Raw genomic sequence first — 26,403 nt, 5'->3', positions numbered from 1 at the left:
AAAAGGATTGAAATTACCGTTATTCTGATACAATAGTTTATGAAAAAGCAACTGAATGATTCAGTTGCTTTCTTTGTATATTCACTTAGAGAAAAGGATGATAAACCAACAGATAGCTGATTAAAGTCATGGCGCCGATAGTTGCTATATACATAAGTTTATTGTTTGCTTTTTGATAAAACCAGCTGCCTATTAGGATTAAACTAATGAGATCGAAAATCAGCTGAAATAAAAAAGTATGATGATTGTATAGATAGATGCCCACAGCTAATGTTTCCGCAACTAACCCACTAACAGGCAATGCATATAAAAAACTGCTGATCCTATTCTCTTTGTTCCAATAGTAGAGTACGTAACTAATAGCACTACATACTAAAGCAAAAATGCTATACAGTATAAAAAGATTCCATTGAAATTCTTCTTCGTAGAACCTTGGAGTGAAAAAGCCGAGTATATATATTAAAAGGTAAAAGCTTACATTCATACCCATTAAGTATACGAATACATTAATAGCCGCATTTATATTTGAGACACTAAAGTAGATGACCAACGTTACTGTGACCATCCAGAAGCCATATAAAGTGGCGATTGAACTTAGACTCCAAAGATTATTATAAGGAAAGAAGTCTGTTAACCTAGTGATAATCCCTGTAGCTAGTCCTATACAGACAAAAAGAATGTAGGATTTTAAATGATGTTGGTTATTTGTAGAATGTATCGCTACTGCCATTCAATTGCTCCTTCTTGTGTAATAAGCTGTATTCATTCCTTATATGACATAGGCTGCTTTACTTTCCCACTCAACTGAAAAGTCAGCAAATACGCGAATGCACCGATGAGGGTAGAAAAAGCCAATAGATTAAAAGTCCATGTGTAGCCAATCCAAGCAGACAGCGGAATAGCAATAGGTGCAAGCGCTCGACCAATCGTGAAGCGAAGGCTGCCTGCCGCAAAGTATTGACCTCTCATATGCTCCGGTGAGATTTTGGCGATAAAGCTATCTTGAATACCTACGACAATTAGTTCCGCAGTTGTGAAAACAAACATGCCTAAAATGATCACCCAAATACTGGCCGTATATCCGAAGATCAGCATAGCAACGCCGTATAAGCAGGAAGACATGATAAATACATTGCGTTCCTTATATTTCGTCATCCATTTTGAAATAAATACGGTAAAGAGGGCAACGAGCAGTCCATTTTCGGCAACAACCCAACCGAATGCCTTCTCTCCTGAAGCTTTAAGGGACCAATCACCGAAAGAAAACAGATTCTGTACTGGAACCATTTCTTTCATATAAACGGCGAGCAATAGATCCATTTGCATAAAAGCTTGCGCTGCGAATATGCCGCCTATGATAAATAACAAAAAGACCTTATCCTTAATAATGACCTGATAATCCTTCAATTGCTCTTTTATCACAGTGAGCCAATTACTAGCTTGCTCATTGGATGTGGATGCCCCTTCTAGAGATGCCGGCGTTGTTTCTCTGATGAATGCATAAATTAAAAAAGCGACAAAAAAGCTGGCTGCGGCACTTGTGATTAAGAGTCCAAATCGATGATCGAAGAAAAAGATGCCGCCTAGTATGGGGCCGATTACCACGGAGATATTGATAGCTGTATAGAAGACAGCGAACACCTCGCTGCGATGCTTTTCAGGAACCACATCGGCTACCATCGCATGGCTGGCCGGCATATAAAAGGAACCGAAGAAACCAAGTATGGAGAAGCAAATAAAGCTGAGCATAGCCGATTGAAGCCATGGTGAATTGGCTAAAGCAAAGGCAATGAAAGCAAGCCCTTGGCCGAACATCGAGATGAACATCATTCTTTTTCGGCCAAATTTATCGGCGCAATAGCCGCCAATCAAATTGGTGAAGACGCCTACAAGCTGAGAGACGATAAGTAAGATGCCTGCGAGCCCTTTTCCCAGTCGGTCTGAAAAATAAATGGCCATATACGGCAAGAACATCCAAAGCAACATGTTAGTTAGAAATTCACCGTAAAGCCGGACCTTCAAATTGCGGTCCCAATCCTTCCATTTCATATGTAATTCCCTCAATTCTATGATGTTTACAAATAGGGATTCCTTTCATTATTTCTATTAATTAAAAATTTTCCCACTTTTAAAAGTTACCATTTCCTTTCCCTACATACAACCGTTTTTAAAGAGGTCAGATTTCTCTACATGCTAAAGAAGGGGAAAACAAAACCCCTTCTTTCTATTATTATCCTTAGTACTCAGAGTGAGTGCATAGGAGATTTCATATGAACTGGGACAACCTAAAGCAATTTGTAAAAATTAGCTTCATAGCTTTCTTACTTACTCTATTCTTATTAAAGTTGCATGTTTATCTTAAATGCCAACGTTATAGTATTGCGAAAAATAAAGAGTAGGGTATGATGTGAGTACTTATTAAGTATGGACACCAAAAACCCAATTCATTATAATTACAAGACAACACTAACACTGTTAGCAATGAAGAGTAGACGCGGAAACGTCTACTCTTTTTTATCACTGTTTTCGTAAATATTGTTCCTTTAAAGAATATTTAACTTTACACTAAAAGGAAATTTAAGATATATGTGTTATAAGTATTGAGGTGATAAAATTGTTTAACATTTTTTTAATAACTCATATACTTACAGGGATGATTTGTTTAATAAGCGGGATATTTGCAATGTCTTCTAAAAAGAAGAGGGGGAAACATTCTGTATCTGGTGAGATATATCACTGGTCTTATGTTCTTGTATTTATAACAGCTTTGATTATGTCGATAATTCATTGGGAAAAAAGCCAATATTTATTCTACATCGCTCTGTTTTCTTATGGGCTTGCTTTATTGGGCTATTTAGCGGTCAAGAAGAAGTGGGAAAATTGGATAGGTGCTCATATTGGAGCAATGCTAGGTTCTTATATAGGTATTGTAACTGCAACTTTAGTAGTTAATATTCCTAGTATACCAGTTTTAAATGAACTGCCTATTTTGTTATTCTGGTTTCTACCTACAATAATAGGAACTCCGCTCATATTTAAAGTAGGTAATAAATACGCTCCAAAAATTAGAAGATAATTGTTAAGTACTCCTTATTAACTAACGCTTAATAGCGGTACCTGCTTCCGCTGTTTCCGTGTATGAAGCCGCACGTAGAACTGCTCCAGAGCAGTATGAATGATTTTATTATTGAATCAGCTTTTAACCCAAAAGGGACAAAATTCACTTTCATTTTTGAGTGATTTTTATCTTTTTATATACTCATTTTCTTGATATGCTCTGGGCAATTGCTTTGACCAGATTGCTGATATATATGCACAGGCCAGGCGTATTGCAAGCAAAGCAGTTATTTGGGATTGTATGGCTGAAGATAGGGAAGAATAGGAGTTCTTTCTAGAAAAGCATTGGGAATTAAAGTGCCTAAAAAACCATTCTAAGGTTCAGAGGAAACGAAGAGAGCATTTTATTTAGAATGCCAAGGGATAACTTACGTTGCAGTAAACCTATTCATCCTAGTACAAGAATGAGCGTTGTTTAATATGTTATACTTTTAAAAAAACTAGAAGTGAGGAACTTATGGAGACAAGCAAGAAACAAAGGACCAATAAACTAAAAATATTTTTTCGAGGATTATTAGTTATTTTAGGGGGATTTATAGCTGCCTATGGACTAGAAACAGTATTAATTCCAAACCACGTATCAGATGGAGGGGTGACTGGGCTAAGCATCGTGGGTTCTGAGCTTTTTGGACTACCATTGGGAGCTCTCATTGCAATCATAAATATCCCTTTTATTTGGTTGGGTTATAAACAAATCGGAAAAACTTTTGCCCTATTTTCGATTATTGGCATTGTTTCATTATCGTTTGGCACCATCCTATTTCACCATACGCCGGCAATTATTCAAGGGGATACTTTGTTAATTACGGTTGTTGGTGGTATTATTCTTGGTTTTGGGATGGGACTAGCCTTACGTAATGGCGGTGCATTAGATGGAATTGACATGCTTGCCGTACTTCTATCGCGAAAATTACCATTTGGGACAAGTGATTTCATTCTCTTCTTAAACGTGTTTGTATTTATAGTCGTTTCAACCGTATTTGGTTTACAAGGAGCGATTCTTTCGGCTATTGCATACTTTATAGCTTCTAAAGTAGTTCACATTGTGGAGGAAGGTTTGAGTGGTTCTAAAACCTTTAAAATTATCACAAGCCAACCTGAATTAATGGTAGAAACTATACGCGACCGCTTAGGTAGAAGTGCAACGTTTAACGAGGTTTATGGAGGGTTTTCCCACGAAAAATTTAAAGAAATCAGCTGTGTCATTAATCGCTTAGAAGAAACCAAACTAAAGGAAATTATAAATGAAATTGATCCAAAATCTTTTGTTACTGTTTATGAGGTATCAGAAGTGAAGGGCGGTAATTTTAGAAAGAATGATATTCATTAGAAAAAAATTTCTCAACATTACACTTAGACTGTAAAGGGCAGTATCTTTGAATGAATTATTCCATAATTGACGCGATTGTGGACGAATAAGAATAGAAAATGGACAACCTTTCTCGCAAAAAGGGTTCTCTTAATGTAAGGTAAAATCCAGGTCTGCAAGCTGTTTTTAAGATAACTTTATTTTAAAACTACAAAAAAGACAAAATTCACTTTCAGCTACGAGTGAATTTTGTCTTTTTATATTATCATTTTCTTGATATGCCTTGTGCGATAGCCTTTCCTTTTAAATAGCCACACGAAGAACTTGCTGTCCCATGATAAAGTAGCGATCTAATTCGAGTCACCAGATTACCACAATCACATTTACACATAAGGTTTTATCTTCAGTTAATAGAGTCAGATGGCCAATTTTTTGTTGCAACTTTACTCATATTGCTTCATTGTCCAGTATTTAATAACGTTAAACAATTCCGTGTTTTTCTCTTTTGAATTTCCTAAATAACGAAATCTGACAGAAGATAGAACCGATTATGCATTGTAAAATCGTTAAATAATATATTAATGTGGCGATACCTGCTGACTCATAATCAGAAGGATTATCAGGCATGCCATGTTTTAAGGTTATTCCTGTATTTAAAAAGTAAAAAAACAAGCCTACAGCATTTCCTGAAACAATAAAAATTATATTCATCCACCAGAACTGAGCATTTTCTTCTTCAACTTTTATTGAATAATTAATTATAAATAAAATGAGAGGTGTTATTAAAATTAAATCAAATTCTAGACTTTTTAACTCTGCCGAATTTGTTGCTTTAGAAAAGATAAATAATAATAAGTGTAGAACAAATAAGGGTAATACATTCACTAAAAATAATTGTTTTATATACATATCTTTTATCCTTTCTATTTATTTCTTATATTTTCTATTTGAACCTTAGTTAAGGCATTAGATTTTAATATAACATTCGAAGACATTTGCATACAATTAGTAGTCAGTACATTGTATTTTAACTTACTTTTTTAACTAATTTTTTTTGCGTAACGATATGATGCAGAAAAGTCTCCTTTAATAACTTTTTTCTTAGTTTTAAATTTTATAAGGTCATAGTAGTAATGTTTGCTATAATTAAGAATATACTGACTTTTGTGAATAAAATAATGAGGAGTGTGTTTAATAATGATTTCTTTTCCGAAACCAGATGTTTCTCAGTTTTTAAGAACGTTTTCGATTGAAGATTTTGCGGTCAGCCCTGATGAAAAGCAGATTGTTTTCAGTACCAACTTGAGTGGAAAGTACAATTTATGGGCGATGGACTTGCCTAATACATTTCCTTATCCTCTGACAACGATTGATCAAAGCTGCCAGGCACTCTTGTATGATAAACAAAGCCAATTCATTATTGCTGGATTTGATTATGACGGGAATGAAAATACTCAATTCTATGGGATTCCTCTAAAAGGCGGGGTAATGAAAGAAATCGTTCATGAAGAAAATACGCGTAATTTCCAACCGTTGTTATCTGAAGATGGGAAAAAACTTTTTTATACATCATCTAAAGAAAACCCTTCTTACTTGAATTCCTATTGTCTACATTTAGAAACAGGGGAAGAAACGAAGGTTTTAGAAGGGAATGGAGGAGCGACCTATCTGATTAGTCAAAGTCCAGATGAGTCTTCGTATCTTTATTTAAAAATGTTTGCGAATACTTATATGTTGATGTATGCAAAACGTGGTGATGAGGATATCTTGCTCACGCCTCCAACGGATAAGCAACATACTGTAAGTGATGGCGTGTTTGTATCAGATTCAGTGGTCTATTTGTTGACGGATTATGAAGCGGACTTCACATACCTGGCTTCTTATAATCTAGATACGCACGAATTTAAAAAAATAAAAGAAATAGAAAACGAAGGATTTAACAGCTTGCAATATGATAAGGAACGAAAGCTTTTGTATATTGCTAGCGAAAAAGGTGTAGAAGATCATCTGTATGAATACAATTTGGAAAATGGAGAATGGAATCAGCTCGAGGCTCCTGCTAGTGTCATTGAAAAGCTAGTTGTAGCGAAATCCGGGACATTGTATTTGTTAGGAAGAGGCGCAACAAATCCTCGCAATATTTATAAAAAAGTAGAGGACGAGTGGGTATCTTTAACAAACTACACTGTGCCGGGTGTAGAAAAGGATGATATGCTCGAGCCTGACGTGATTACATACCCGTCCTATGATGGGCTTGAAATCGAAGCATTATTTTTCAAGGCGAAAAAAGAAAATGACAATGGTGAAATTATCTTCTGGCCGCATGGCGGGCCGCAAGCATCAGAACGGAAATTTTTCAGAGCTTCTTTCCAATTCATGTTGAATCAAGGATTTAGTATATTTGCGCCAAACTTCCGCGGTTCTTCAGGTTACGGATTAGAATTCATGAAGATGGTGGAAGGAGATTGGGGTTACGGGCCACGCCTCGATAATGTCGCAGGTTTGGATTGGCTTATCAACAATGGGTATACAGAAAAAGGGAATATCTTATTGATGGGCGGAAGCTACGGCGGTTATATGGCATTGCTTTTACATGGACGCCATGCGGACTACTTTAAGGCTGTTGTCGACATTTTTGGTCCTTCTGATTTATTCTCGTTTATTCAATCAGTGCCGGAAGACTGGAAGCCAATTATGGATCAATGGGTAGGGAATCCAGAGAAAGATAGAGAAAAGCTAATTGAATACTCGCCAATCACCTATCTAGACACGATGACCAAGCCGATGCTTGTCATCCAAGGTGCAAACGATCCTCGCGTCGTAAAAGAAGAATCCGATCAAATCGTCAAAGCCTTACAGGAAAAAGGCCGCGATGTGGAATATATGTTGTTAGAGGATGAAGGACACGGCTTCTCGAAAAAAGAAAATGAAATTGCCGTATACCAAAAGATTCTCTCGTTCTTTAATCAGTTTATTGGGGTGAAAGTTTAACATTTACAGGTTAAGAGAAGTGCTATAGCACTTCTCTTTTTATGTGAATAATTTCAAAAGGTGTAATTAGCTTCATTACCTATTTAACAAATATGCTTTTGTATGTTAATTTTTGTATGATGTATAGTACTGTTAATATAAATAACAAAGCAGTTATTGAAAGTATAAGCAGTAGAGGAGTGATTTTATTGAATTTATTATCTAAAAAATTTTTGGGAAACTCTATGTTTGAATGGTTAATATTCATTCTTGTTTTTCCTATCGGTGTGTATATTATATTTATCAAGCATAGTCCTCTCGGCTTTATCTTTTTGGTAGCAGGCACGACCTTAATTGTTCTTTTTGAGGCTGCAGTGAAAAGAAAAAAAGCCAAAAGCAAGATTAATTAAGTAAAACCTAATACATGACCTCTTTGACTTCAGATGGCAAAGTACTAAATGATCTATTTTTTGCTATGCCTATTTACCAAAAGAAGCAGAAGGAGTAATTAGATATATACCAATAAACTTATGATGCAATTTCAAATACAGGGCTTATTTAGTGGGAGAAAGCGAACCCTTTTATCTTTATTTCATAATTTTAATAACTTTATATTTTTTATTAAAAAAATGAGGTATTTTGCTTAGGTCCTGTATAACCTATAATGCTCATTGACGCCTATATGCCCCTTTTTTAAAATTAATTTATAAATTTTTTACAATTGAGGAATTAATCTTAAGTTGTTTTATAAGGTGGTGTAGCAGGTGAAGATTCTCTATGAAGAGTCAAAGTGGAAGAGTATAGCTTCGGCACTTGAAAAAGTGAATGAAGCACACAAATATGACAATAAGTATGAGCATGCAGATGACCTATTTAAGGACTCGAAGAGCGAAATAGCAGACAAAGATATCGATAGAGCCATTTCTTTTAGCCCCCAGACATACCAACCAGAAGCGAAACCCATACGCGAGAAGTACAAAAAATTATATAATTATGCCAAGGGAATTGGTAAAATTATAGATGAAAAAGTAGACGAACCTTTCTATAAAAGCATCGATGAATATATGCAAAAGATGGCGGATATGAATGTTTCTGCATACTCAACAGCGAATACGATTAACGTTCAGACAGGTCCCTTTTTTAATAGACACGATAAAAAGGAAATCAAGCTAACGGATTTATATGAAGCCGACACGGAGTATTCTGATCATCTGAAAGCTGAATATAAGGCATGGAAGCTACAAAATCCAGATGTCAAAGCTTCACAGGAGGATTATGAAGCAGCCGCTTTAAATAGTGGGGCCTTTGAATATGAAGGAATCCGTGCGGGTCAAGAGAAAAAGGAATTTTGGTTTAATTTAATTGCTACAGGAGTGGTGGTGGGCTTAACGATTGTCTGCCCACCCGCTGGGCTCGTGGCAGGCGCTGCCTATACGGCTATTGATGTCGGAGGAGCCATCACGGGAGAAGATCTCATATCCGGAAGAAAACTCTCTGATAACGAACGGCTAGTAAGGGGGGCATTTGCGATTGTACCGGGTGCCGGCGCAGTTGCGGGAAAAGCCTTATTAAAAAATATGCCAGCTCTTGCGAATGTAATGAAATCAGCCTATAAAACAGTTGAGAATGCAGGGGGATCTGCATTAAAGTCGACGCTGGAACATGCGAGGAATCTAGGAAAAGCCCATGGCGATCAGCTGAAATTTACCCTGAAGCATCCAGTTCTCGCTGCAGTCACATCAAAGACAGGCCAACAAACAGTCCGCCAATCCGCCAAATTTATAGACAATGCCCTTCGCCCAATTGAAGTCCGTGCGGTTCAAACAAACGCTGGGAATGTAGTTACTGGTGTAGAGCGAGGACTTCCATCTGGTAAACTCCCTGCGAAAGCGGATGAGTATTTAGCGATCAAGCAGGCGGAGAAGGATGGGGTATTGGCTGGTAAGGGTGCGGGTAGGGATATAAGTAAAATAGAAATCGGGAGGGCCGATTTAGATATTCTACGTAAAAAATTAAATGTACCTGAGACACATACAATAGCTGTGGGAAAAACTGATATATCAGAATTAAAAGGCAAGCTTTTTGAGGGGAGTTCAATTAAGGTTCGAAGAGAAGCTGGATTACCCGATTTAGATGTGATAATGCCCAATAGAGATATAAGAGCTCCATATGATGGAAGTAATCCGCGTCATATACAATTTATGAAGCACGCTGAAGAAGGAGTTATTAATGAATTTGATATTGAAATCAAAAAATTAGGCATTGATCCAAATAAGGTAGAAGGAACTCTTGCGATACATCAATCAAATCCAAGAGGTGTTTGCTCGATATGTACTCAAGGAATGACTAATCCAAAAAAAGAAGCAGGAATATTTATGCAGTTGACTAAAAAATATCCCAATTTAACAATTGAAGTAACAACTGAAGTTAAAGAAGGTATAAGGGTATCTGGAAAGGAAAGTTTTATTCTTAAGAATGGAAAATTAATTAATTAAATGAGGGATTTCATGTTAGAAAAATTTGTAAAGTTAGAAGCAGATAAGCAAGTTGCATTTTTATTAGGATTAAGTGAAACAATTGTTGATTTGTTAAATACTTCACCAGCGTATAAGGATATAAGTAAAGCTTTGGAAGTTTGTTGGGGATGGCTTGAAAATAAGGAGTACTCTGGAGATGATATATATTTTTTATTAGACGATGGTACAGAATTTACAGGGTTATTTATGCAAATGCAAGATGAAGATAATGCTTTAAAAGGATTAGTTTGGGGTTGTATTGTAGATGCAATATCTTTTACAAATTGGAGAGCTTATCAGTTTGATAATGAAGAATATTTACCTGCACCCATAGAAAATGTAGACGAAAGTATATTACAACAGTTTCTAGATGGTTTTTATGAGATAAAAACTATAAATATAAGAGTTGTTCAAGAATTCATTAATTATTTAAAGGATATTAATACGTCGCTAAAAAAAGATGATATTCTAAAATTTTTCGAAAAGCAACAATAAATTTTAAAGCACATGATTATCTAAGATAATCATGTGCTTTTTTGCTTTTATTCCTAAGAATTCTTTCTTGTCAGAATCTCATATCTAAAATAAGAGGAATGAAAAAATTTTTACAATTGGTATTAAAGAATATTTAGTTATTTATTACCTAATTTCAAAAAGTATTTAAGTAAATTATCATTGAAATAGAGCGAAAGAATATAATCCTTATTATTCATTTTATCTATCTCTCTTCTTGCTCTTTAAATAATCGAAGAAACCTTTACCATAACTTAATTAGGATTATTATATTATGGTGAGATAGTGAAGAAGTAAATATTTGCGGTGAAAATAATTGTGATGGCTAGTTTAGAAACTTAAATTACGGCTTGTTGTATAAGGGATTACAGTATAAAAATTGTCTATTCTCGAAAGAATGAGTCATTATTTGTCTAATCATAGAAAGAAAAAGTATAAGTCTAAAGAATTAAAGCCTTCAGGAGTACTCATCTGTCATCATCCTTATTCCATTAATGCTAAAATTTAGCTTTTTATTTGTTATAATAGAAATATATTAGGAGGTAGACTGATGAAAAAAGTATTTAGCATGATTGGTTTATTGTTATTAATCAGTATTTTAATGGTAGGATGTGGAGCGGCACAACCAAAAGATACGGTAAAGGATTTTTTCACTGCTTTTAAAGATGGAGATTTAAAGAAAGCTAGTACATATGTGAAGGGCGATATAGATCTTACTAGAAACGGAGATGCGGCTGAGAATAAGAAAGTGTTAGAAGCGATCTCCAAAAGATTTTCTTTTGAAGAGCCGAAAGAGGTTTCGAACGAAAAAGATAAAGCTGTTGTATCTGTCAAAGTAAAATCAGTTGATGTAAGTGAAGTCTTTAAAAAGGTGATAGAAGAAATGAAACCTCAACTTAGCAGCGGCAAAATTACGGATCAAGAAGAAATGAATAAAATGGTGAGTGAACTATTAATTAAGCATATGCAAGATAAGGACATAGATTTAGTATCAAGAACAGAGAAACTGAATCTTAAAAAGAACAAAGACGGAGAATATAAAATCTTGAGTGATGATAATTTCCGTAACGCATTTTTTGCTAATCAAGATAAGGTACAAGGTATATTGCAAGGCATGGAGTAAAAATTTTATGCTCCATTAAAAAAACGGCTATAAACGCCGTTTTTTTTTAATGGAAAATTGTAGTTTACTTCGATCTATTTGGATACATAGGGATTCCCAGTTATCCAAAAACGCCATGGATAATCCTTGGCTTCGCCAGAATTCCCGATGCCGATACGTGGGCCAGAGGAGATATCCTCTGGTAATATTCCTGCTGCAATATAGAGAGGTGGTTCAGTAAAGAGGCCGCCATAGTCATTCATAGTTATGCCAAGAGCTTTTGTTAATTTGCCTGGGCCGCTCGTCAATTTTCTTAAATCTGTCATTCCTCTCCGTTCTTTCATTAATTCAATTCCCGTATGAGGTTCTACTGCCCGAATGAGGATGGCTTCGGGCTTATCCGTGCCGGAGCTTACGACGTTTACCAGTGTATGGGTATGCATTTGGTACGTATAAATATGGCCGGCTTCTGAATACATGATTTCAGTTCGTTTGGTGCGTCTACCGCCAAAGCTATGGGCTGCACGATCACCGGGTCCCATATAGGCTTCGGTCTCAACAATATAGCCGGCAGTGGTTCCTTCATTTGTTTCCTTTACAAGTAAGCAGCCAAGCAAATCTCGGGCGAGCTCCAGAGTGTTTTTTTGGTAAAATTCAATAGGTAGGATCAACTTGTCCGCCTCCTTTCTTTATATTTTTTCCCTTTGCACAATAAAAATAACAGGTTACGTACATACCAATTTAATAATAAATAAGGAGAAAATCCAAATGATTAAAAACAAAAAATCTTTCATCGCTGCCTGTATTCTTTTAGTAATTTGTATGAGTTTATTTTTTCCATTTCCAAATAACAAAAAGCTTGGAGCTCGTTCGGTCTTTATGTCTTTTCCTATTCAGAATGAAAATGGTTATGTTTTGATGGGCATTGTAGGGACAATTTTATTCGTTATAGCTATGATTTTGTTCGCCCGGTCTCTGAGAAAATATCATATACGAACAATTCTAGTAGTTGTTATTATATATTCTCTTTTGCCGTTGCCTTTGATTGCAGTCTATCAGAAGACAATCGCAAGCGGAATTGCTGCAGTTTCATACGATGGAAAGGGTACCTGTAATTTTGAATCCCCGATTAATGAGCTATTGAAAGGGAAGTGTGATCTCTCACTGTATAATCACAGCAGTAAAAGAGTCATCATTGAATTAGAGTTTTTAGATGAAAGTACAGAACCGATGGAGTCATCAGTAATGAATATAAACGGGCCTTTTAGGATTGTACTAGAACCCAACCATAAAAAAAGAGTTCATCTTAAAGAGTTGCTTGATGTTTCCGACTTGTCCGAGTACATAGAAAGTGGGACTTCAAATGAAGTTCACTTTAAGATAAGTGACAAACATAAAACACGTATTTTTTAGTTAAAGGCCATAAAGATGAAATGTTATTTTTGTGAAAATAGTCTCTATGATGGTTATTTAAAATAGTAATAAAGTTATTTGTTTACATTTAAAATTAGGTCATTGTATAATTATATATACTTATAAAAAATAGAGGATTTTAAATATCATGGTAAATTCTTCGTTCTACTTTTTTAATGTTTATAGTGTATTATTGACCATTTGCCTTTCTTTTTTAGGCTGCTACCTTGCCGTTGAATTTAGCAGAAAACTAAGAATCACTATATATAAATTTAAAAAAATGATTCTTTACTCATTTATTTTAGGCTTTACTTTTTGGTTTGCGAACCTGTTAATAGTCTTTTCGGTTGGTGCTCCGGTAGCTAATCAATACGGCTACTTTTTGTTGAATTTTTTGTTTAGCTGTATCGGTGCCTTTGTGTCTTTATATGGGGCTCAAAGGGAAATGGAGACAGAGATACAATACATTGCTACAAGTCTGTCATTAGGATTGTTTATTATATTTGCAGACTATGGTGCATTTACTGTTTTATATCATCAATACATAGAAATGAAGCCTGTTTTTGTAGCAATGGCCTGTTTGCTGATTTTCGGTATGTCCTTTTCTTTAGTACGTTTTTTAATTCAGATTACGAGAGAAGAGATATATAGTCTATACACAAAATGGAAGTATATCGGTTGTTTAATGGCTGGTATATCCTTAGGGATTATTCCATATCTCACATTGATATCATTTTTTGATTTTTCAAGTGTACATGCAGGACAGCAAGAGCAACAGTTCATTCTTTTGCCTTTTATCTTATTAATTGGAGCTAACATCTTTTTAACGCTTATTCCAGATTTATTTGGTGAAGTAATTCTCAAAAAAAATGTGGAGTCATATAAATCGCTGTTCAATCATAATCCGGATGCTGTTTTTTCGGTTGATTTAGCAGGCAATATTCAAGATGTGAATGAAGAGGCATCTCGTTTGTCTGGATACAGTATTGAGGAATTATCAGGTATGTCCATTCAAGCGCTCATCAATGAGCCTGAAAAAAACATGTCCAAATTATTTAAAGAAGTGATTAATGGCAAAGTGACGCTGACAGAATCAAAGCTCTTACGTAAGGATGGCAGCTATGCAGATGTCTCCATAACGGCGGTCAGAATGATTATTGATCATATGACCATTGGCGCCTATGGCATTGTACAGGATATTACAGAGCAGAAAAGGGCACAGGAGAAGCTTACATATATTGCTTATCATGATGATCTAACAGATCTTCCGAATAAACGAAGCATGGAAAAAAGAGTAGGTCAGACAATTGAAGAAAATGCGCACTTTGGTTTAATCTATATTGATTTTGATCGATTTAAACGAATTAATGATAATTATGGACATAAGTACGGAGATATGGCATTAAAAAAAATGTCTGCTCGTTTAAATGAGTTAATGCCTTCAGATAGCCTACTTGCAAGAATAGGGGGAGATGAGTTTTTAGCTTTTATTCCCCAAAAGCATGATATAGAAGAGCTTGCAAAAGAAATTCTATCGGCTTTTTCTTCGCCTATTAAGGTACATGACAATGAATTCCAGATTACCTGTAGCATTGGCATTTCCTGCTACCCAGAAGATGCAACTACGCTAAAGGATTTATTCATTTTCGCAGATTTAGCCATGTATCAGGCGAAAGAAAATGGTGCTAACAACTATATTCGATACAGCAAAGAAATGACTGGGCATGTGTTAAATAGGCTCGAGCTTGAGAATGATTTGAGAGATGCGTTAACAAATCATTCGATTATGGTCTATTATCAGCCGAAATTTAATAGCCAAAGCAATCGTATGATTGGAGCAGAAGCCCTAGCAAGATGGCAGCATCCGAAATACGGCTATATTCCACCGAATATATTTATAAGAATAGCGGAGGAGTCGCAGCTCATCATTGAATTGGAAAGAGAAATTATCAAGATAGTCTTCGGACAAATTCGTAGATGGCTTGATGAAGGAAACCAAGTGCCGAGAACGTCAATTAACTTATCATCAGTGCAATTTTATCGTGATGATTTAATTCCTTTTTTGCAACAAGCATTGGAAACATATCAAATAAGCAGTGAGTATATTGAGTTTGAATTAACAGAATCGATTATTCTAAGAGACAGGGTTAATGTAAATGAACGTTTTGATGAACTCATTGACATGGGCTTTGAACTATCGATTGATGATTTTGGCACAGGCTACAGTTCACTCAGCTACTTGCATAAATTGGCGATCAACCGTTTAAAAATTGATAAAAGTTTTATCGATGATTACCAAGAAAATGCGGAGGTTATTGCGACGATTATCTCCCTGGCAAAACAACTGAAGCTGAATGTGATTGCAGAAGGAGTCGAAACGAGGGAACAAATTGATTTCTTAAGCGACCTATCCTGCTATGACATCCAAGGGTATTACTTCTCACCACCACTTCCAGTCTGTGAATATGAAGGGAAGTTGCAAACTCTTAAACAATCTATAAACGAATGAAATATTTGAAAAATGAAACACCTTATTGTTTAGCTTTTGAAGCAAAACAATAAGGTGTTTTTAAAACTCAGCTCATGGCAACTTGAGTATTCTTTTTTGTAAAAGCTTTTAATACAAAAAAGAAATATAGAGTTGCGATGAAATAGATAAAGGATGTAATACTGAAAACAGCTGCATAGCCCCAGTAAGAGCCATAAGTGACAACCAGTGTTGTGGAAACAGGGCCCATAAAAGCCCATCCTAGGTTGAAGGCCATCTGGTTTGCAGAATTAGCAACGCCTTTAGAACGATCGTTCACTAACGACATCATCAAAGACATTTGAATGGGATTACCTGCATTCATAAGGGCTTGCCGAAATAGAAAAGCAATCGATGCTACAAATAGGTTTCCGGTGAAAGCTGTGATGAGTAAAAAAGGTAGAGATAGCATTTGCAAAAGCACAACTGCTTTCACCTCGCCGAACCTCTTGACCACTGCGGGTCCTACAAACATAGCGATGGCGGTTCCTGCTTGGCCAATGGATAAAATTAGGCCAATCGCTGAGTTGGATGCATGGAAACGGTCCGCAAAATATAGATTCAAATAGGGAATGACAAGACCAGAACCTGTTCCAATCAATAGTTGGGAAAGGAAAAAAATTAAGATTATCTTGCGATTTCCGGCACCTATCGGTTCCCTTAATAAAGGCGGCTGTTCAGCATCCTTTAAAGGCTCTGCTAATTTAGTGAAAGGAATCATGGCACTTGCAAAAATGATGGAGCCAATCAACAATGCCAAGCGAATAGCGGTAATATCTTCAACAAGTAGTTTGAATACATCTGTTAAAAAACCGCCTAACAAGTTGCCGATAACATTCGCCGCTGTGGTAATGGCAAAGTGAAAGCTGAATAAATGTACCCGCTGATCTACTGTTGAATTTTCTGCAAGCATGGGAATCACCATAACCTGAAAAAATGCCGTAGCTCCACCTAATAAAAAGGCGATGCTTAATAAAAGGCTCGCAGATTCTAAAACGGATCGTAGCAGCATAAATATACCTGCTGCGGCAAGGCCAAAGAGCAGTATTTTTTTTCTGCCTTTACGATCGCCCATTATGCCGGCTGGCAAAAGAAATAAAGCCGTGGCAAGTGATGTGAGAGAGATAACCTGCCCGTTCATCGTATCTTCATAGCCTAGTGACCGAATATAGAAATTATAAATAATCGCTGTAATGCCTAAACCAATTTGGATAAAGATATTTCCTAACAATAGTAATTTAATATTTCGGTTATACGACTTGAAAAAAGTAATGGATTCACGCAACATAATATAATTCGCCTTTCTAATAATTCGTTAATCTAAATATAATGCGGCTGATAAAAATTGTAAATACAAAAATTTTAAAATAGACTGAAAAATCAATGGACGTTAGACTGAATGTGTATAACAAAATTAGTAAAGTGGTAAGGGGAGCGGATGGGAATGGAATTATTGGTCATAAGGCATGGACAATCAGAGGCGGATATTCTGGAGGTGCACGAAGGAAGAGCTGATTATAACTTGACCGAACTGGGAGAAGATCAGGCTCGAAAAATGGCTAGTCATGTACAGGAACATTTTCCACCGGACATTATCTTGGCAAGCACGTTGAAAAGAGCCAGTCGTACAGCTGAAATTTTACAAGAAGCGATTGGTTGTGAGATTAGTTATTTTGATGAATTAAGAGAGTTTGATAATGGCGTTTTAGCAGGACTTTTAAGGAAGGAAGCAGCCGTGAAATATCCATTGCCATCAGGGGGAAGGCCAGCCCATATTCCAATACAAGATGGGGAATCAGCAATCGAGTTACGTTATCGGGCTGAGAAGATATTTCACCAAATCACACACGACTTTAAGGAATCAGAAAGAATTGCATTCGTATCCCATGGGATGCTGATTTCGAATTTCCTGGAGGCCTATCTCAATCTGCCAGTTCAGTCGAAATTTCAATTCCACACGGGGGATACAGGAATTCATTTGCTTGAATTAAAGGGAGATACACGTGCAGTAAAGTTCATGAATAATCTGGAGCACCTATATAAGGGGGATATACATTGTTAAAAACAGGAGACATCATCCATTTTGAACGGACTTTTACGAAGAGAGATGTAGAGATGTTCACAGCATTATCCATTGATGAGGGCGACCATCATACACAGCCTGATGAACTTGGAAGAGTGGTGGTTCAAGGTTTGCTGACTGCTACTATGCCCACAAAAATAGGTGGAGAATATAATGTACTGGCACGCACGATGAACTTTGAGTTTTACAGGCCTGTCTTTACTGAGGATACGATTCAGTGCCAGGTAAAGATTGAGAAAGCAGAGCCGGATCATGCAAACAGGATCGCTATATTGGCGAGTTTTCTTTGCACCAATCAGTTGGAGAAACAAGTTTTGAGTGGCAGCTTTTCTGGTGTTATTTTAACAGAATAATGAGCAAGCCTAGTGTCCCAGACGTGATTACGCAGGGACACTTTTCTTTATTCATTCGTTTGGTAGAGTCCTCCTGTATAAACAGCCGTGATAGTTTTCGCGATCTCTTCCACTGTACCTTGCTGTTCATTGCGGACAATTTCCCACAGGTACATTTCATTTGTATAGAACCAGCTGCGGGCTACAAGCTTGTGGTTGAGTTCTGCTTTGGCTAGTCCGTATTTTTGAGCGTATGCAATATCCTCTGAAATTCGTTGGATGAACTTTTCGCGGATAGCATTCCACTTTGTTGAAATGGAGGACGAAATGCCAATGGCTTGCTCGAACAATTGCAGCATGTTACGTTCCGTTTCAGCCATTTTCAAAAAATCCATTGCCTGTGAAAGGATAATATCGCGTGCTTCTTCCTTTGAATTGGGTGAAAATGAAACTTCCGCTATTTGATAGAACTTTTCCATTACATGGTCCATTAAGACGATGAGAATTTCTTCTTTCCCGCTGAAATGGACGTAGGCAGTGCCATAGCCGACCTCTGCTTTTTTTATAATTTGGGAAATGGTTGCATTTTGAAAGCCTACTGTTAGAAATATTTCGCGAGCAGCTTGGAGGAGCTTTTGTTTTGTTTTGATAGAACGTAAATGGCGTTTGTCTTGAACCTCTTCTTTGTTAGTCATCAGATATGCCTCCTCATATTCTTTCACATTAGCATATAAAGAAATACTTTAAAAGGAAAGATGTATAATAGTATAAATTTTCAGAATATAATATTGACGTGATGTCATATTTATTGGTATAGTCTTTTAAAAAGATGACAAGAGGGAGGATTTACAATGACAAAGTCAACTTTAGAATACGCGAAACAACTAGATGAAAGAGATACATTAAGAAGATTCCGAGAAGAATTCTATCTTCAACCAGGTACTATTTATATGGATGGGAACTCTTTGGGTTTACTTTCAAAAAGGGCGGAGCGTACGCTTTTCGAGTCAGTGGAGGATTGGAAAAAATACGGTATCGACGGATGGACACAAGGCCAACATCCGTGGTTTGAACTATCTGAGAGATTAGCAGAAATGCTGGCGCCGCTAGTAGGGGCGAGAGCAGATGAAGTGATTGTCACCGGTTCAACAACGGTCAATCTGCATCAATTAGTAGCAACTTTTTATCAGCCTGAGGGGAAACGCACAAAAATTATTGCGGATGAACTGAATTTCCCAACAGACATATATGCCCTGAAAAGCCAGCTTCGCATTCATGGCTTTGATGCTGAACATCATTTAATCGAAGTGAAAAGTAGGGATGGCCGTACAATTGAAGAGGAAGATATTATTGCTGCAATGAGCGAGGAAGTGGCATTAGTGATTCTTCCAACTGTGCAGTATCGCAGCGGTCAACTTTTGGATATGAAAAGATTGACAGAAGAAGCGCATAAACGAGGAATTTTAATTGGCTTTGACGGTTGTCATTCAGTTGGCTCGATTCCGCATGCTTTTAGTGACTGGGATGTGGATTTTGCCTACTGGTGTAACTATAAATACTTGAATGGAGGCCCGGGGGGTGTGGGCGGTTTGTATGTAAACCGGAAGCATTTTGGTGCAGAGCCTGGCTTGGCTGGATGGTTTGGTTCGAGAAAAGATGTTCAATTTGACCTTTTGCATACCTTTACTCCTGCAGACACTGCCGGCGCCTATCAAATCGGGACACCGCATGTGTTGAGCATGGCACCGCTTTTAGGCTCACTCGAAATGTTTGCAGAAGCGGGGATGGAACAGATCCGAAAGAAATCACTCGAAATTAATGAATACTTCATGGAGGTAATTGATGCAGAACTAGCTGATTTTGGTTTTGAAATCGGAAATCTCCGTGATGATGTCCGTCGCGGCGGCCATGTTTGTCTCGAGCATCCGGAAGCTGCCCGTATTTGCAAATCTCTGAAGGAACATGGGGTTATTCCAGATTTTCGTGCTCCGAATGTGATTCGCCTTGCACCGATTGCCCTTTATACATCATTCGAGGATGTGTGGAATGTAGTGCAGATTTTAAAAGAGATTATGGATGAGAAGCAATATGAGAAGTTTACCAATGAGCGAGAAACAGTTGCATAGATTGTCAGATTTATATATGTTGGAATGAATAAGGAATACCACAGTGTTATGACTAACCTGTAAAGGAAAGGCGGATTCATATGGAAAAAGGTTTAAAGAGGGAGCTGAAAACCAGGCAACTGACAATGATTGCGATGGGATGTGCAATTGGGACGGGGCTATTTCTAGGGAGTGGGCTCGCCATTAGTACGGCAGGTCCCGGCGTCCTTCTCAGTTATGCATTGGGCGCGTTTATCATTTTGTTGCTTATGGGGTGCTTAGCTGAAATGACTGTCGCCCATCCTTCATCAGGTTCGTTTGGGTTGATTGCAGAGAAATACATTCATCCTTTCGTAGGCTATCTTGTCCGGTATTCCTACTGGATCGCAAATGTGCTGGCTGTTGGAGTAGAAGTAAGTGCCATTGCTGTTTATATGAAGTACTGGTTTCCCCACGTGCCGGGCATGGTCTGGATTCTGCTTTTTGGTGTAGTGCTGATTTATGTAAATGCAACGAGCGTAAATACATTCGCAACGTTTGAATACTGGTTTTCCATGATTAAAATTAGCGCAATCATCGGTTTTATTTTATTGGGGGCGTACATCTTGCTCGGGCCATCTGGCGGCTCTTCGACAATAGGACCGCAAAACCTTGTGGATAGCGGAGGATTCCTTCCATTTGGTTTAAAAGGCGTCTGGATTGCTGTATTTATTTCCTTGTTTAGCTTTTTAGGAACAGAAATGATAGCGGTTACTGCAGGAGAAGCGGAGGACCCGGATGTGGCTGTACCCAAGGCATTGAAAGCGACAGTATTCCGCCTTTCCACTTTTTATGTCATTACCTTAGCGATTATGCTGATGATTGTTCCTTGGAAAAGTGCGGGCATTGATAAAAGTCCCTTCGTGAAAGTAATGGAGATATTGAATATCCCGGGTGCATCTGGCATTATGAACTTTATTATTTTGACAGCTGCTTTATCTGCGATGAACAGCCAATTATACGCATCAACAAGGATGGTATTTTCTTTGTCTCGGGCAAAATCAGCGCCAGCAGTTTTTGGTAAATTAAACAAAAAGGGCGTACCGTTATATGCTCTGGGGATCTCAGCGATGGGTATCATCATGGCGGCCGTTGTAAGTGGATTATTCCCAGGGACATCCTATGCATTCATGATGGGAATTTCCATGTTTGGCGCCATTTTTACTTGGTTCATGGTTTTTGTATCGCACTTATTCTTCCGTAAGAAATGGGAGAGAGCAGGCGGTCGTCAATTGCCTGTGAAGATGATCGGCTTTCCGTATTTGACAGCATTAGGAGCCATTCTCTTGGTCAGCTTAATGATTACTACCTGGTTTACGTCATTTAAAATACTGCTTCAATTTGGTATTCCATGGCTCGCCTTTTTAAGCGTTATCTATTTTCTTTTCCAGCGTAAAAATGAAAATACGCCATTACAGCAAGAGAACACGAAAGACGACGAGGAGGATTTAGAATGGAAAACTCAGTGAGTAACAATTTAGAAAAGGGCATCCAATTGGATTTTGAAAAGGAGATGTCATACGGCGATTACCTACGCCTTGATCAAATTTTGACAGGTCAGCATCGGCTTTCAGACCACCATGATGAAATGTTGTTTATTATTATTCACCAAACGAGTGAGCTTTGGATGAAGCTCATTCTGCATGAACTACATGCGGCGATTGAGTGTATTCAAAAGAACGAGTTAGAACCATCCTTCAAGATGCTGTCGCGCGTTTCTAGAATTCAGCAGCAGCTTATTCAATCATGGAGTGTTCTTTCCACGTTGACGCCTGCCGAATATATGGAATTCCGTGATAAGTTGGGACATTCTTCTGGATTTCAATCCTACCAAAATCGCTTGATTGAGTTCGCGCTTGGAAATAAAAACGCCCGCACGCTTGCGGTTTATGAACATCAGCCAGAGGTTTATCCATTGCTAACGAAGTCTTTAAAGGAACCGAGCATTTATGATGCAGCCATTTCAGCGCTTACCAAGCATGGTTTAAAAGTGGATGAAAAAGCGTTAAATCGTGATTGGACACAAAACTATGAACCGAATGAAAGTGTAGAAGAAGCATGGCTGACAGTATACCGCAATACAGATCAGTACTGGGATTTATATGAATTGGCAGAGAAGCTGGTGGATATCGGCAATCAGCAGCAGCTTTGGCGTTTCAACCATATGACAACTGTTGAACGAATCATCGGCCACAAAATGGGTACAGGCGGTTCATCCGGCGTCAATTATTTAAAAAAGGTATTGGATCACCAATTCTTCCCTGAGCTACTGAGTTTACGCACAAAGCTGTAAGGTATTTTAAGGAGCTTTTTATGCAGAAACAGTGAACAAGAGAATGAGGAGGAGAAATACAGATGGATTCGTGGATTGATATTTCATTGCCACTAAATCAACAGACGGCAGTTTGGCCAGGTGATACGCCATTTACGTATGAGGTGAATTGGAGCAAAGAAGAAAGCGGGTCAGTCAATGTTGGCCGTATTACAATGAGCATTCATACAGGTACACATATTGATGCACCATTCCATTTTGATAATGATGGAAAGAAAGTCTCAGAGCTTGATGTGAATGTGTACATTGGGAAAGCCCGTATCATTCATTTGCCAGTACCCTCTTCTATTGGGATAGAAGCACTCGCTGGTGTAGATTTAGAGGGAGTCAGCCGTTTATTGATTCGCACGGATGTCTGGCCGGATCGAAGCGTGTTTCCTACGGCAATCCCAGAGATTGAGCCGGAGCTTGCTTCTTATTTGGGGGATAAAGGAATTCGTTTGCTAGGCCTAGATTTGCCGTCCGTAGATCCGATTGATAGCAAAGAGCTGTTATCTCACCATGAATTAACAAAACATGGCATTCACATACTAGAGGGCTTGGTGTTAGACCAAATTGAACCAGGGGATTATGAGCTGTCTGCATTACCGCTTTCCCTAGCAGAAGCAGATGGTAGTCCAGTCCGCGCAGTAGTGAAGCGTCTGTAGTGAGTATTTAAAATTAAGAAGGATCTTTTTGCATGTCTATAGCAAAGGGTCCTTCTTTTATATGTTAAACACAAAAAAATACAGACAGAGAAAACACAGTTAGTCTTCTCTGTCTGTATGGGTGGCCTTTTTTATATAGTCTGCATCGCAGTTACTTGCGAGTTTTTCTTTTGCCTTGTTGTGTTTTTTGATTAGCTTTGCGCTCAAGATATGCCAATTCTTTTTGGAGTTTTAAATAGTTCGCATAACGCTGTTTCTCTAAAACACCCTCATCGAGTGCTTTTTGAATGGCACATCCTGGCTCGGAATGGTGATTGCAGTTACGGAATTGACACTGGTTGGCAAGCGACTCAATATCTTTAAAACCAGAGTCTACACTATCGTTTTCATTCCAAAGCTGAAATTCTCGCATTCCAGGTGTATCAATCAAGATACCGCCAGCGGGCATTTTAATCAATTCGCGATGTGTAGTCGTATGGCGTCCTTTCGCATCATCTTCGCGGATGTCTTGGACCGCCATCCGGGCCTCTCCGCAAAGAGAATTGATAAGCGATGACTTTCCAACACCAGAAGATCCCAGAAGAGCTGCTGTTTTACCGTTTTGTAGCATATCAGAAAGTGTATCAATACCTTCGCCCGTTTTTGAGCTAACAGCGACGACATCCGCGCCAATAGCCACTTGTTTTGCTTGATCTATATAATCTTCAGGATAGTCACAAACATCCTTCTTAGTTAAAACGACAACCGGCAATGCACCAGAATCGTAGGCAGCCACTAAATAGCGCTCTAACCGTCGCGCATTGAAATCATCATTCATAGACGTTACGAGAAACACTATATCTACGTTGACGGCAATAATCTGTTCGGTGATGGCCATTCCTGCAACTTTACGAGAGAAGAGGGAAGTCCTTGGCAAAAGGGAATGGATGATGCCTTTTTCCTCGCCTGGCATCTGTTCCACAGCAACCCAGTCACCGACTGCTGGGAAATCCCGCCGTTCAGCTGCAGCATGTGTAAAGCTGCCTGAACAGGTGGATAGCCATTCTCCTTCTGCTGTGACCACTCTATACATCCGTTTATGTTCTAATGTTACACGGCCTGGAACATAATTTCGTTCCGCCTTTTCAAAATTGTTTTTCCATTCATCTTGTCGTATATTATTCCAACCGTATTCGTTTAATTGATTCAAAGCATATTCCTCCTGTTATTTGCAAAATAAAAAGCATGGTCCGAGAACGGAAACCATGCTTCACCGCGCATAACAGAATAAACATGCCTAATTTATATTGGCATGGCAGGTGAATATATGGTCCCGTTCATTTGTGCAATAACCTTATTCATCGTTACCATATAAATCACCTTCCTTCTGTAAGTTATCTCAAAGATAACAGAAAAAACGAACAACGTCAATAAAAAATAAATTATTTAAAATGTTTAGAAAAATATTTGTGTTACTTATTCATTAATTTAATAATATGTTCCTTTGGATCCCAGCAATCAAATTTATATGCTGGTTTGGTTTCATAACCAAGCCTTGAGCAATAATATTTCATTCCTTCTGCTACTCTTTCCGCCTTGAAATGCTGACATGTTGCACAGCAATGGAAATCCTTCATTATAGGAACCTCCGTCTCTACTAATTTGGTATTAACTTTATCACACAGCCATTGGCGACGAAAGATAGGGAAAACAAATGATTCTATATTCTATGTATTCATTGTTAATAGCATTAGGAGTAATATTATATCCGCTTCGCTTTTAAAGAAGAAAAAAGCAAGGGTAAGTGGTTTTCAAGCGTACACCGAGGGGTAATTAAAATCTGTTAGTAGTAAAGATTAATAATATTGCAAAAATATATTGCGTATGCGACATAATTCGATTATATTTTTAGTAGCCAAAATGAGTGGCTATTCATCAAGGGGAGACAGGGGGAAGAAGTTTGAATGAATTAAAGGGGAGCAACACAAATCAAGGATTACAAAGAACGATGAAAGCACGGCATTTGTTTATGATATCACTGGGGGGAGTTATCGGATCGGGTTTATTCTTAGGCTCCGGTTATACAATTAGCCAGGCAGGGCCGGCTGGTGCTATTCTTTCATATTTAGTTGGCGGATTTATCATGTTCTTAACGATGTTATGTTTAGGTGAGTTATCTGTCGCTATGCCGGTTTCTGGTTCGTTCCAAACATATACAACAAAATTTATTGGTCCTGGCACAGGTTTTGCACTGGGCTGGCTTTATTGGTTAGGCTGGTCTGTTACAGTTGCGCTTGAGTTGCTATCATCTGGCCAGCTGATGCAACGATGGTTTCCAGATTCGCCAGTATGGATATGGTGCGCTATATTCGCCATTGTATTATTCTCATTGAATGCGCTTTCGGCCCGAGCTTTTGCTGAAACTGAATTCTGGTTCGCGAGTATTAAGATATTTGCTATTATTGCGTTTATCGTTTTAGGAGGAGCAGCGATTTTTGGTTTAGTCCCAATGCAAGGTGGACAAGCTGCACCGTTTTTGAGTAACTTCACAGCAAACGGCTTTTTGCCGCATGGTATAGGTGCACTGCTTATTACAATGATAGCTGTTAACTTCTCATTCCAAGGAACAGAGTTAATCGGGATCGCTGCGGGTGAAAGTGAAGAGCCAGAGAAGACGATTCCAAAATCAATCAAGCAAACGGTTTGGCGTACGCTGTTTTTCTTTGTATTAGCTATCTTTGTTGTAGCAAGCTTGATTCCAATGAAGCAAGCAGGTGTGGTAGAGAGTCCGTTTGTTGTCGTATTTGATAGTATCGGTATACCATATGCTGCAGATATAATGAACTTTGTCATTCTAACAGCATTATTATCAGTTGCAAACTCAGGAATTTATGCTGCAACACGTATGTTGTATGCTATGTCTACTGAGAAAATGGCAAGCCCTGCACTGACAAAGTTAAATAAACGTGGCGTTCCAATTAATGCACTTTTATTAACAATTGGCATTGCGTTATTATCCTTACTTTCAGGATTCTTTGCAGAAGAAACGGTATTCGTTTGGCTATTGTCGGTCGCTGGATTAGGTGCTCAGGTTGGGTGGATTTCTATTTCCGCTTCACAAATTGCATTCCGCAGAAAATTTATTCGCGAGGGTGGTAAAGTAGAGGATCTTAAATTTAAAACACCACTGTTCCCACTTGTTCCGATTGTTTCGTTAACATTAAATTGTATTGTATTGCTCAGCCTTGCCTTTGATTCTGAACAACGGCTGGCACTGTATCTAGGCACACCATTTGTTATCGCATGCTATCTGATTTATCATTTCAAAATTAAAAAGAAACGTGAAAACTTAGGTGTAGGCGAACAACAACTGCAATTGAAAGAAAATAAAACAATGACTGTCTAACTGACATGTAAAA

The 26,403-nt window shown here is 37.9% G+C and carries 24 protein-coding genes; 16 read left to right on the top strand and 8 right to left on the bottom strand.

All coding sequences use genetic code 11. The annotated features are described in order from the left end of the window. Window positions 1–85: 85 nt before the first annotated feature. Together F0527_RS13265 and F0527_RS13260 are read right to left on the bottom strand one after the other, a co-directional pair. Window positions 86–730 carry a hypothetical protein gene (locus F0527_RS13265; RefSeq protein ID WP_150285219.1) on the bottom strand — a complete coding sequence of 215 codons (645 nt, stop codon included), beginning with the start codon at window positions 728–730 and terminating at the stop codon, window positions 86–88. Window positions 731–762: 32 nt separating this feature from the next. After that, complete coding sequence (locus F0527_RS13260; RefSeq protein ID WP_150285218.1) at window positions 763–2,049, bottom strand: MDR family MFS transporter; 1,287 nt, start codon at window positions 2,047–2,049, stop codon at window positions 763–765. 559 nt (window positions 2,050–2,608) lie between these two features. Between F0527_RS13260 and F0527_RS13255 the strand changes: the two genes are divergently transcribed. Further along, on the top strand, window positions 2,609–3,076 hold the full coding sequence (locus F0527_RS13255; RefSeq protein ID WP_150285289.1) for a DUF2306 domain-containing protein: 468 nt from the start codon (window positions 2,609–2,611) through the stop codon (window positions 3,074–3,076). A gap of 498 nt (window positions 3,077–3,574) precedes the next feature. Next, entirely contained in the window at window positions 3,575–4,447 is an 873-nt protein-coding gene (locus F0527_RS13245; protein WP_066789928.1) for a YitT family protein, read from the top strand. 459 nt (window positions 4,448–4,906) lie between these two features. Here the strand turns inward: F0527_RS13245 and F0527_RS13240 are convergent, their stop codons facing one another. Then, window positions 4,907–5,335: a hypothetical protein gene (locus tag F0527_RS13240; RefSeq protein ID WP_150285217.1), complete on the bottom strand. Its 429-nt coding sequence runs from the start codon at window positions 5,333–5,335 to the stop codon at window positions 4,907–4,909. A gap of 288 nt (window positions 5,336–5,623) precedes the next feature. Between F0527_RS13240 and F0527_RS13235 the strand changes: the two genes are divergently transcribed. The 5 genes from F0527_RS13235 (at window position 5,624) to F0527_RS13215 (ending at window position 11,548) form a co-directional block, all read left to right on the top strand. After that, window positions 5,624–7,417, top strand: coding sequence for a S9 family peptidase (locus tag F0527_RS13235; protein WP_150285216.1), 1,794 nt, complete (start codon window positions 5,624–5,626; stop codon window positions 7,415–7,417). 188 nt (window positions 7,418–7,605) lie between these two features. Next, window positions 7,606–7,806 (top strand): hypothetical protein, encoded by a 201-nt coding sequence (locus F0527_RS13230; RefSeq protein ID WP_150285215.1) that lies wholly within the window; start codon window positions 7,606–7,608, stop codon window positions 7,804–7,806. A 354-nt stretch (window positions 7,807–8,160) separates the two neighbouring features. Beyond that, on the top strand, window positions 8,161–9,891 hold the full coding sequence (locus F0527_RS13225; protein ID WP_150285214.1) for a pre-toxin TG domain-containing protein: 1,731 nt from the start codon (window positions 8,161–8,163) through the stop codon (window positions 9,889–9,891). A 12-nt stretch (window positions 9,892–9,903) separates the two neighbouring features. Beyond that, window positions 9,904–10,407: an Imm6 family immunity protein gene (locus F0527_RS13220; protein ID WP_190323497.1), complete on the top strand. Its 504-nt coding sequence runs from the start codon at window positions 9,904–9,906 to the stop codon at window positions 10,405–10,407. A gap of 568 nt (window positions 10,408–10,975) precedes the next feature. Beyond that, window positions 10,976–11,548, top strand: coding sequence for a DUF5105 domain-containing protein (locus F0527_RS13215; RefSeq protein WP_150285212.1), 573 nt, complete (start codon window positions 10,976–10,978; stop codon window positions 11,546–11,548). 74 nt (window positions 11,549–11,622) lie between these two features. Here the strand turns inward: F0527_RS13215 and F0527_RS13210 are convergent, their stop codons facing one another. Continuing rightward, window positions 11,623–12,198 (bottom strand): DNA-3-methyladenine glycosylase, encoded by a 576-nt coding sequence (locus F0527_RS13210; RefSeq protein WP_066789915.1) that lies wholly within the window; start codon window positions 12,196–12,198, stop codon window positions 11,623–11,625. Window positions 12,199–12,295: 97 nt separating this feature from the next. Between F0527_RS13210 and F0527_RS13205 the strand changes: the two genes are divergently transcribed. Further along, the gene (locus F0527_RS13205) at window positions 12,296–12,940 is read left to right on the top strand and encodes a hypothetical protein (protein ID WP_150285211.1); all 645 of its coding nucleotides are present in this window, start codon (window positions 12,296–12,298) and stop codon (window positions 12,938–12,940) included. A gap of 445 nt (window positions 12,941–13,385) precedes the next feature. Continuing rightward, window positions 13,386–15,449, top strand: a complete 2,064-nt coding sequence (locus tag F0527_RS13200; RefSeq protein WP_190323494.1) for a sensor domain-containing protein — start codon at window positions 13,386–13,388, stop codon at window positions 15,447–15,449. A gap of 67 nt (window positions 15,450–15,516) precedes the next feature. Here the strand turns inward: F0527_RS13200 and F0527_RS13195 are convergent, their stop codons facing one another. Beyond that, window positions 15,517–16,755, bottom strand: coding sequence for an MFS transporter (locus F0527_RS13195; RefSeq protein WP_150285209.1), 1,239 nt, complete (start codon window positions 16,753–16,755; stop codon window positions 15,517–15,519). A 156-nt stretch (window positions 16,756–16,911) separates the two neighbouring features. On the opposite strand from F0527_RS13195, the gene F0527_RS13190 reads away from it, so the two are divergent. Together F0527_RS13190 and F0527_RS13185 are read left to right on the top strand one after the other, a co-directional pair. Continuing rightward, the gene (locus F0527_RS13190) at window positions 16,912–17,529 is read left to right on the top strand and encodes a histidine phosphatase family protein (protein WP_150285208.1); all 618 of its coding nucleotides are present in this window, start codon (window positions 16,912–16,914) and stop codon (window positions 17,527–17,529) included. After that, window positions 17,523–17,903 (top strand): hotdog family protein, encoded by a 381-nt coding sequence (locus F0527_RS13185; RefSeq protein ID WP_150285207.1) that lies wholly within the window; start codon window positions 17,523–17,525, stop codon window positions 17,901–17,903. The genes F0527_RS13190 and F0527_RS13185 overlap by 7 nt, the downstream gene beginning before the upstream one ends. Window positions 17,904–17,950: 47 nt before the next feature. Here the strand turns inward: F0527_RS13185 and F0527_RS13180 are convergent, their stop codons facing one another. Then, entirely contained in the window at window positions 17,951–18,577 is a 627-nt protein-coding gene (locus F0527_RS13180) for a TetR/AcrR family transcriptional regulator (RefSeq protein WP_150285206.1), read from the bottom strand. Between the two features lie 156 nt (window positions 18,578–18,733). On the opposite strand from F0527_RS13180, the gene kynU reads away from it, so the two are divergent. The 4 genes from kynU to kynB all read left to right on the top strand — a co-directional run bounded on the left by kynU (window position 18,734) and on the right by kynB (window position 23,005). After that, window positions 18,734–20,008 (top strand): kynureninase, encoded by a 1,275-nt coding sequence (kynU, locus tag F0527_RS13175; RefSeq protein WP_150285205.1) that lies wholly within the window; start codon window positions 18,734–18,736, stop codon window positions 20,006–20,008. A gap of 125 nt (window positions 20,009–20,133) precedes the next feature. Further along, window positions 20,134–21,495: an amino acid permease gene (locus F0527_RS13170; RefSeq protein WP_370454683.1), complete on the top strand. Its 1,362-nt coding sequence runs from the start codon at window positions 20,134–20,136 to the stop codon at window positions 21,493–21,495. Continuing rightward, window positions 21,480–22,319 (top strand): tryptophan 2,3-dioxygenase, encoded by an 840-nt coding sequence (kynA, locus tag F0527_RS13165; protein WP_150285203.1) that lies wholly within the window; start codon window positions 21,480–21,482, stop codon window positions 22,317–22,319. The genes F0527_RS13170 and kynA overlap by 16 nt, the downstream gene beginning before the upstream one ends. 62 nt (window positions 22,320–22,381) lie before the next feature. After that, entirely contained in the window at window positions 22,382–23,005 is a 624-nt protein-coding gene (gene kynB / locus F0527_RS13160) for an arylformamidase (protein ID WP_150285202.1), read from the top strand. 151 nt (window positions 23,006–23,156) lie between these two features. On the opposite strand, the gene rsgA is transcribed toward kynB, so the two are convergent. Both rsgA and F0527_RS17130 read right to left on the bottom strand, forming a co-directional pair. Then, entirely contained in the window at window positions 23,157–24,194 is a 1,038-nt protein-coding gene (rsgA, locus tag F0527_RS13155) for a ribosome small subunit-dependent GTPase A (protein ID WP_370454682.1), read from the bottom strand. 262 nt (window positions 24,195–24,456) lie between these two features. Continuing rightward, complete coding sequence (locus tag F0527_RS17130) at window positions 24,457–24,621, bottom strand: hypothetical protein (RefSeq protein ID WP_158512601.1); 165 nt, start codon at window positions 24,619–24,621, stop codon at window positions 24,457–24,459. A gap of 371 nt (window positions 24,622–24,992) precedes the next feature. Here F0527_RS17130 and F0527_RS13150 point away from each other — a divergent pair, with 371 nt between their 5' ends. Further along, window positions 24,993–26,390 carry an amino acid permease gene (locus F0527_RS13150; RefSeq protein WP_150285287.1) on the top strand — a complete coding sequence of 466 codons (1,398 nt, stop codon included), beginning with the start codon at window positions 24,993–24,995 and terminating at the stop codon, window positions 26,388–26,390. The last annotated feature ends 13 nt before the right edge of the window (window positions 26,391–26,403 follow it).

This window comes from Rummeliibacillus sp. TYF-LIM-RU47, from assembly GCF_008638315.1.
In the GTDB taxonomy this organism is placed as follows: domain Bacteria; phylum Bacillota; class Bacilli; order Bacillales_A; family Planococcaceae; genus Rummeliibacillus; species Rummeliibacillus stabekisii.
This window is presented reverse-complemented; position numbering and strand designations above follow the sequence as displayed.

Coding starts and splice junctions, on each gene's coding strand:
- F0527_RS13265 (WP_150285219.1), bottom strand. CDS start 730: ATGGCAGTAGCGATACATTCTACAAATAACCAACATCATTTAAAATCC.
- F0527_RS13260 (WP_150285218.1), bottom strand. CDS start 2,049: ATGAAATGGAAGGATTGGGACCGCAATTTGAAGGTCCGGCTTTACGGT.
- F0527_RS13245 (WP_066789928.1), top strand. CDS start 3,575: ATGGAGACAAGCAAGAAACAAAGGACCAATAAACTAAAAATATTTTTT.
- F0527_RS13240 (WP_150285217.1), bottom strand. CDS start 5,335: ATGTATATAAAACAATTATTTTTAGTGAATGTATTACCCTTATTTGTT.
- F0527_RS13235 (WP_150285216.1), top strand. CDS start 5,624: ATGATTTCTTTTCCGAAACCAGATGTTTCTCAGTTTTTAAGAACGTTT.
- F0527_RS13220 (WP_190323497.1), top strand. CDS start 9,904: ATGTTAGAAAAATTTGTAAAGTTAGAAGCAGATAAGCAAGTTGCATTT.
- F0527_RS13215 (WP_150285212.1), top strand. CDS start 10,976: ATGAAAAAAGTATTTAGCATGATTGGTTTATTGTTATTAATCAGTATT.
- F0527_RS13205 (WP_150285211.1), top strand. CDS start 12,296: ATGATTAAAAACAAAAAATCTTTCATCGCTGCCTGTATTCTTTTAGTA.
- F0527_RS13200 (WP_190323494.1), top strand. CDS start 13,386: ATGGAGACAGAGATACAATACATTGCTACAAGTCTGTCATTAGGATTG.
- F0527_RS13195 (WP_150285209.1), bottom strand. CDS start 16,755: ATGTTGCGTGAATCCATTACTTTTTTCAAGTCGTATAACCGAAATATT.
- F0527_RS13190 (WP_150285208.1), top strand. CDS start 16,912: ATGGAATTATTGGTCATAAGGCATGGACAATCAGAGGCGGATATTCTG.
- F0527_RS13180 (WP_150285206.1), bottom strand. CDS start 18,577: ATGACTAACAAAGAAGAGGTTCAAGACAAACGCCATTTACGTTCTATC.
- kynU (WP_150285205.1), top strand. CDS start 18,734: ATGACAAAGTCAACTTTAGAATACGCGAAACAACTAGATGAAAGAGAT.
- F0527_RS13170 (WP_370454683.1), top strand. CDS start 20,134: ATGATTGCGATGGGATGTGCAATTGGGACGGGGCTATTTCTAGGGAGT.
- kynA (WP_150285203.1), top strand. CDS start 21,480: ATGGAAAACTCAGTGAGTAACAATTTAGAAAAGGGCATCCAATTGGAT.
- kynB (WP_150285202.1), top strand. CDS start 22,382: ATGGATTCGTGGATTGATATTTCATTGCCACTAAATCAACAGACGGCA.
- F0527_RS17130 (WP_158512601.1), bottom strand. CDS start 24,621: ATGAAGGATTTCCATTGCTGTGCAACATGTCAGCATTTCAAGGCGGAA.
- F0527_RS13150 (WP_150285287.1), top strand. CDS start 24,993: ATGAAAGCACGGCATTTGTTTATGATATCACTGGGGGGAGTTATCGGA.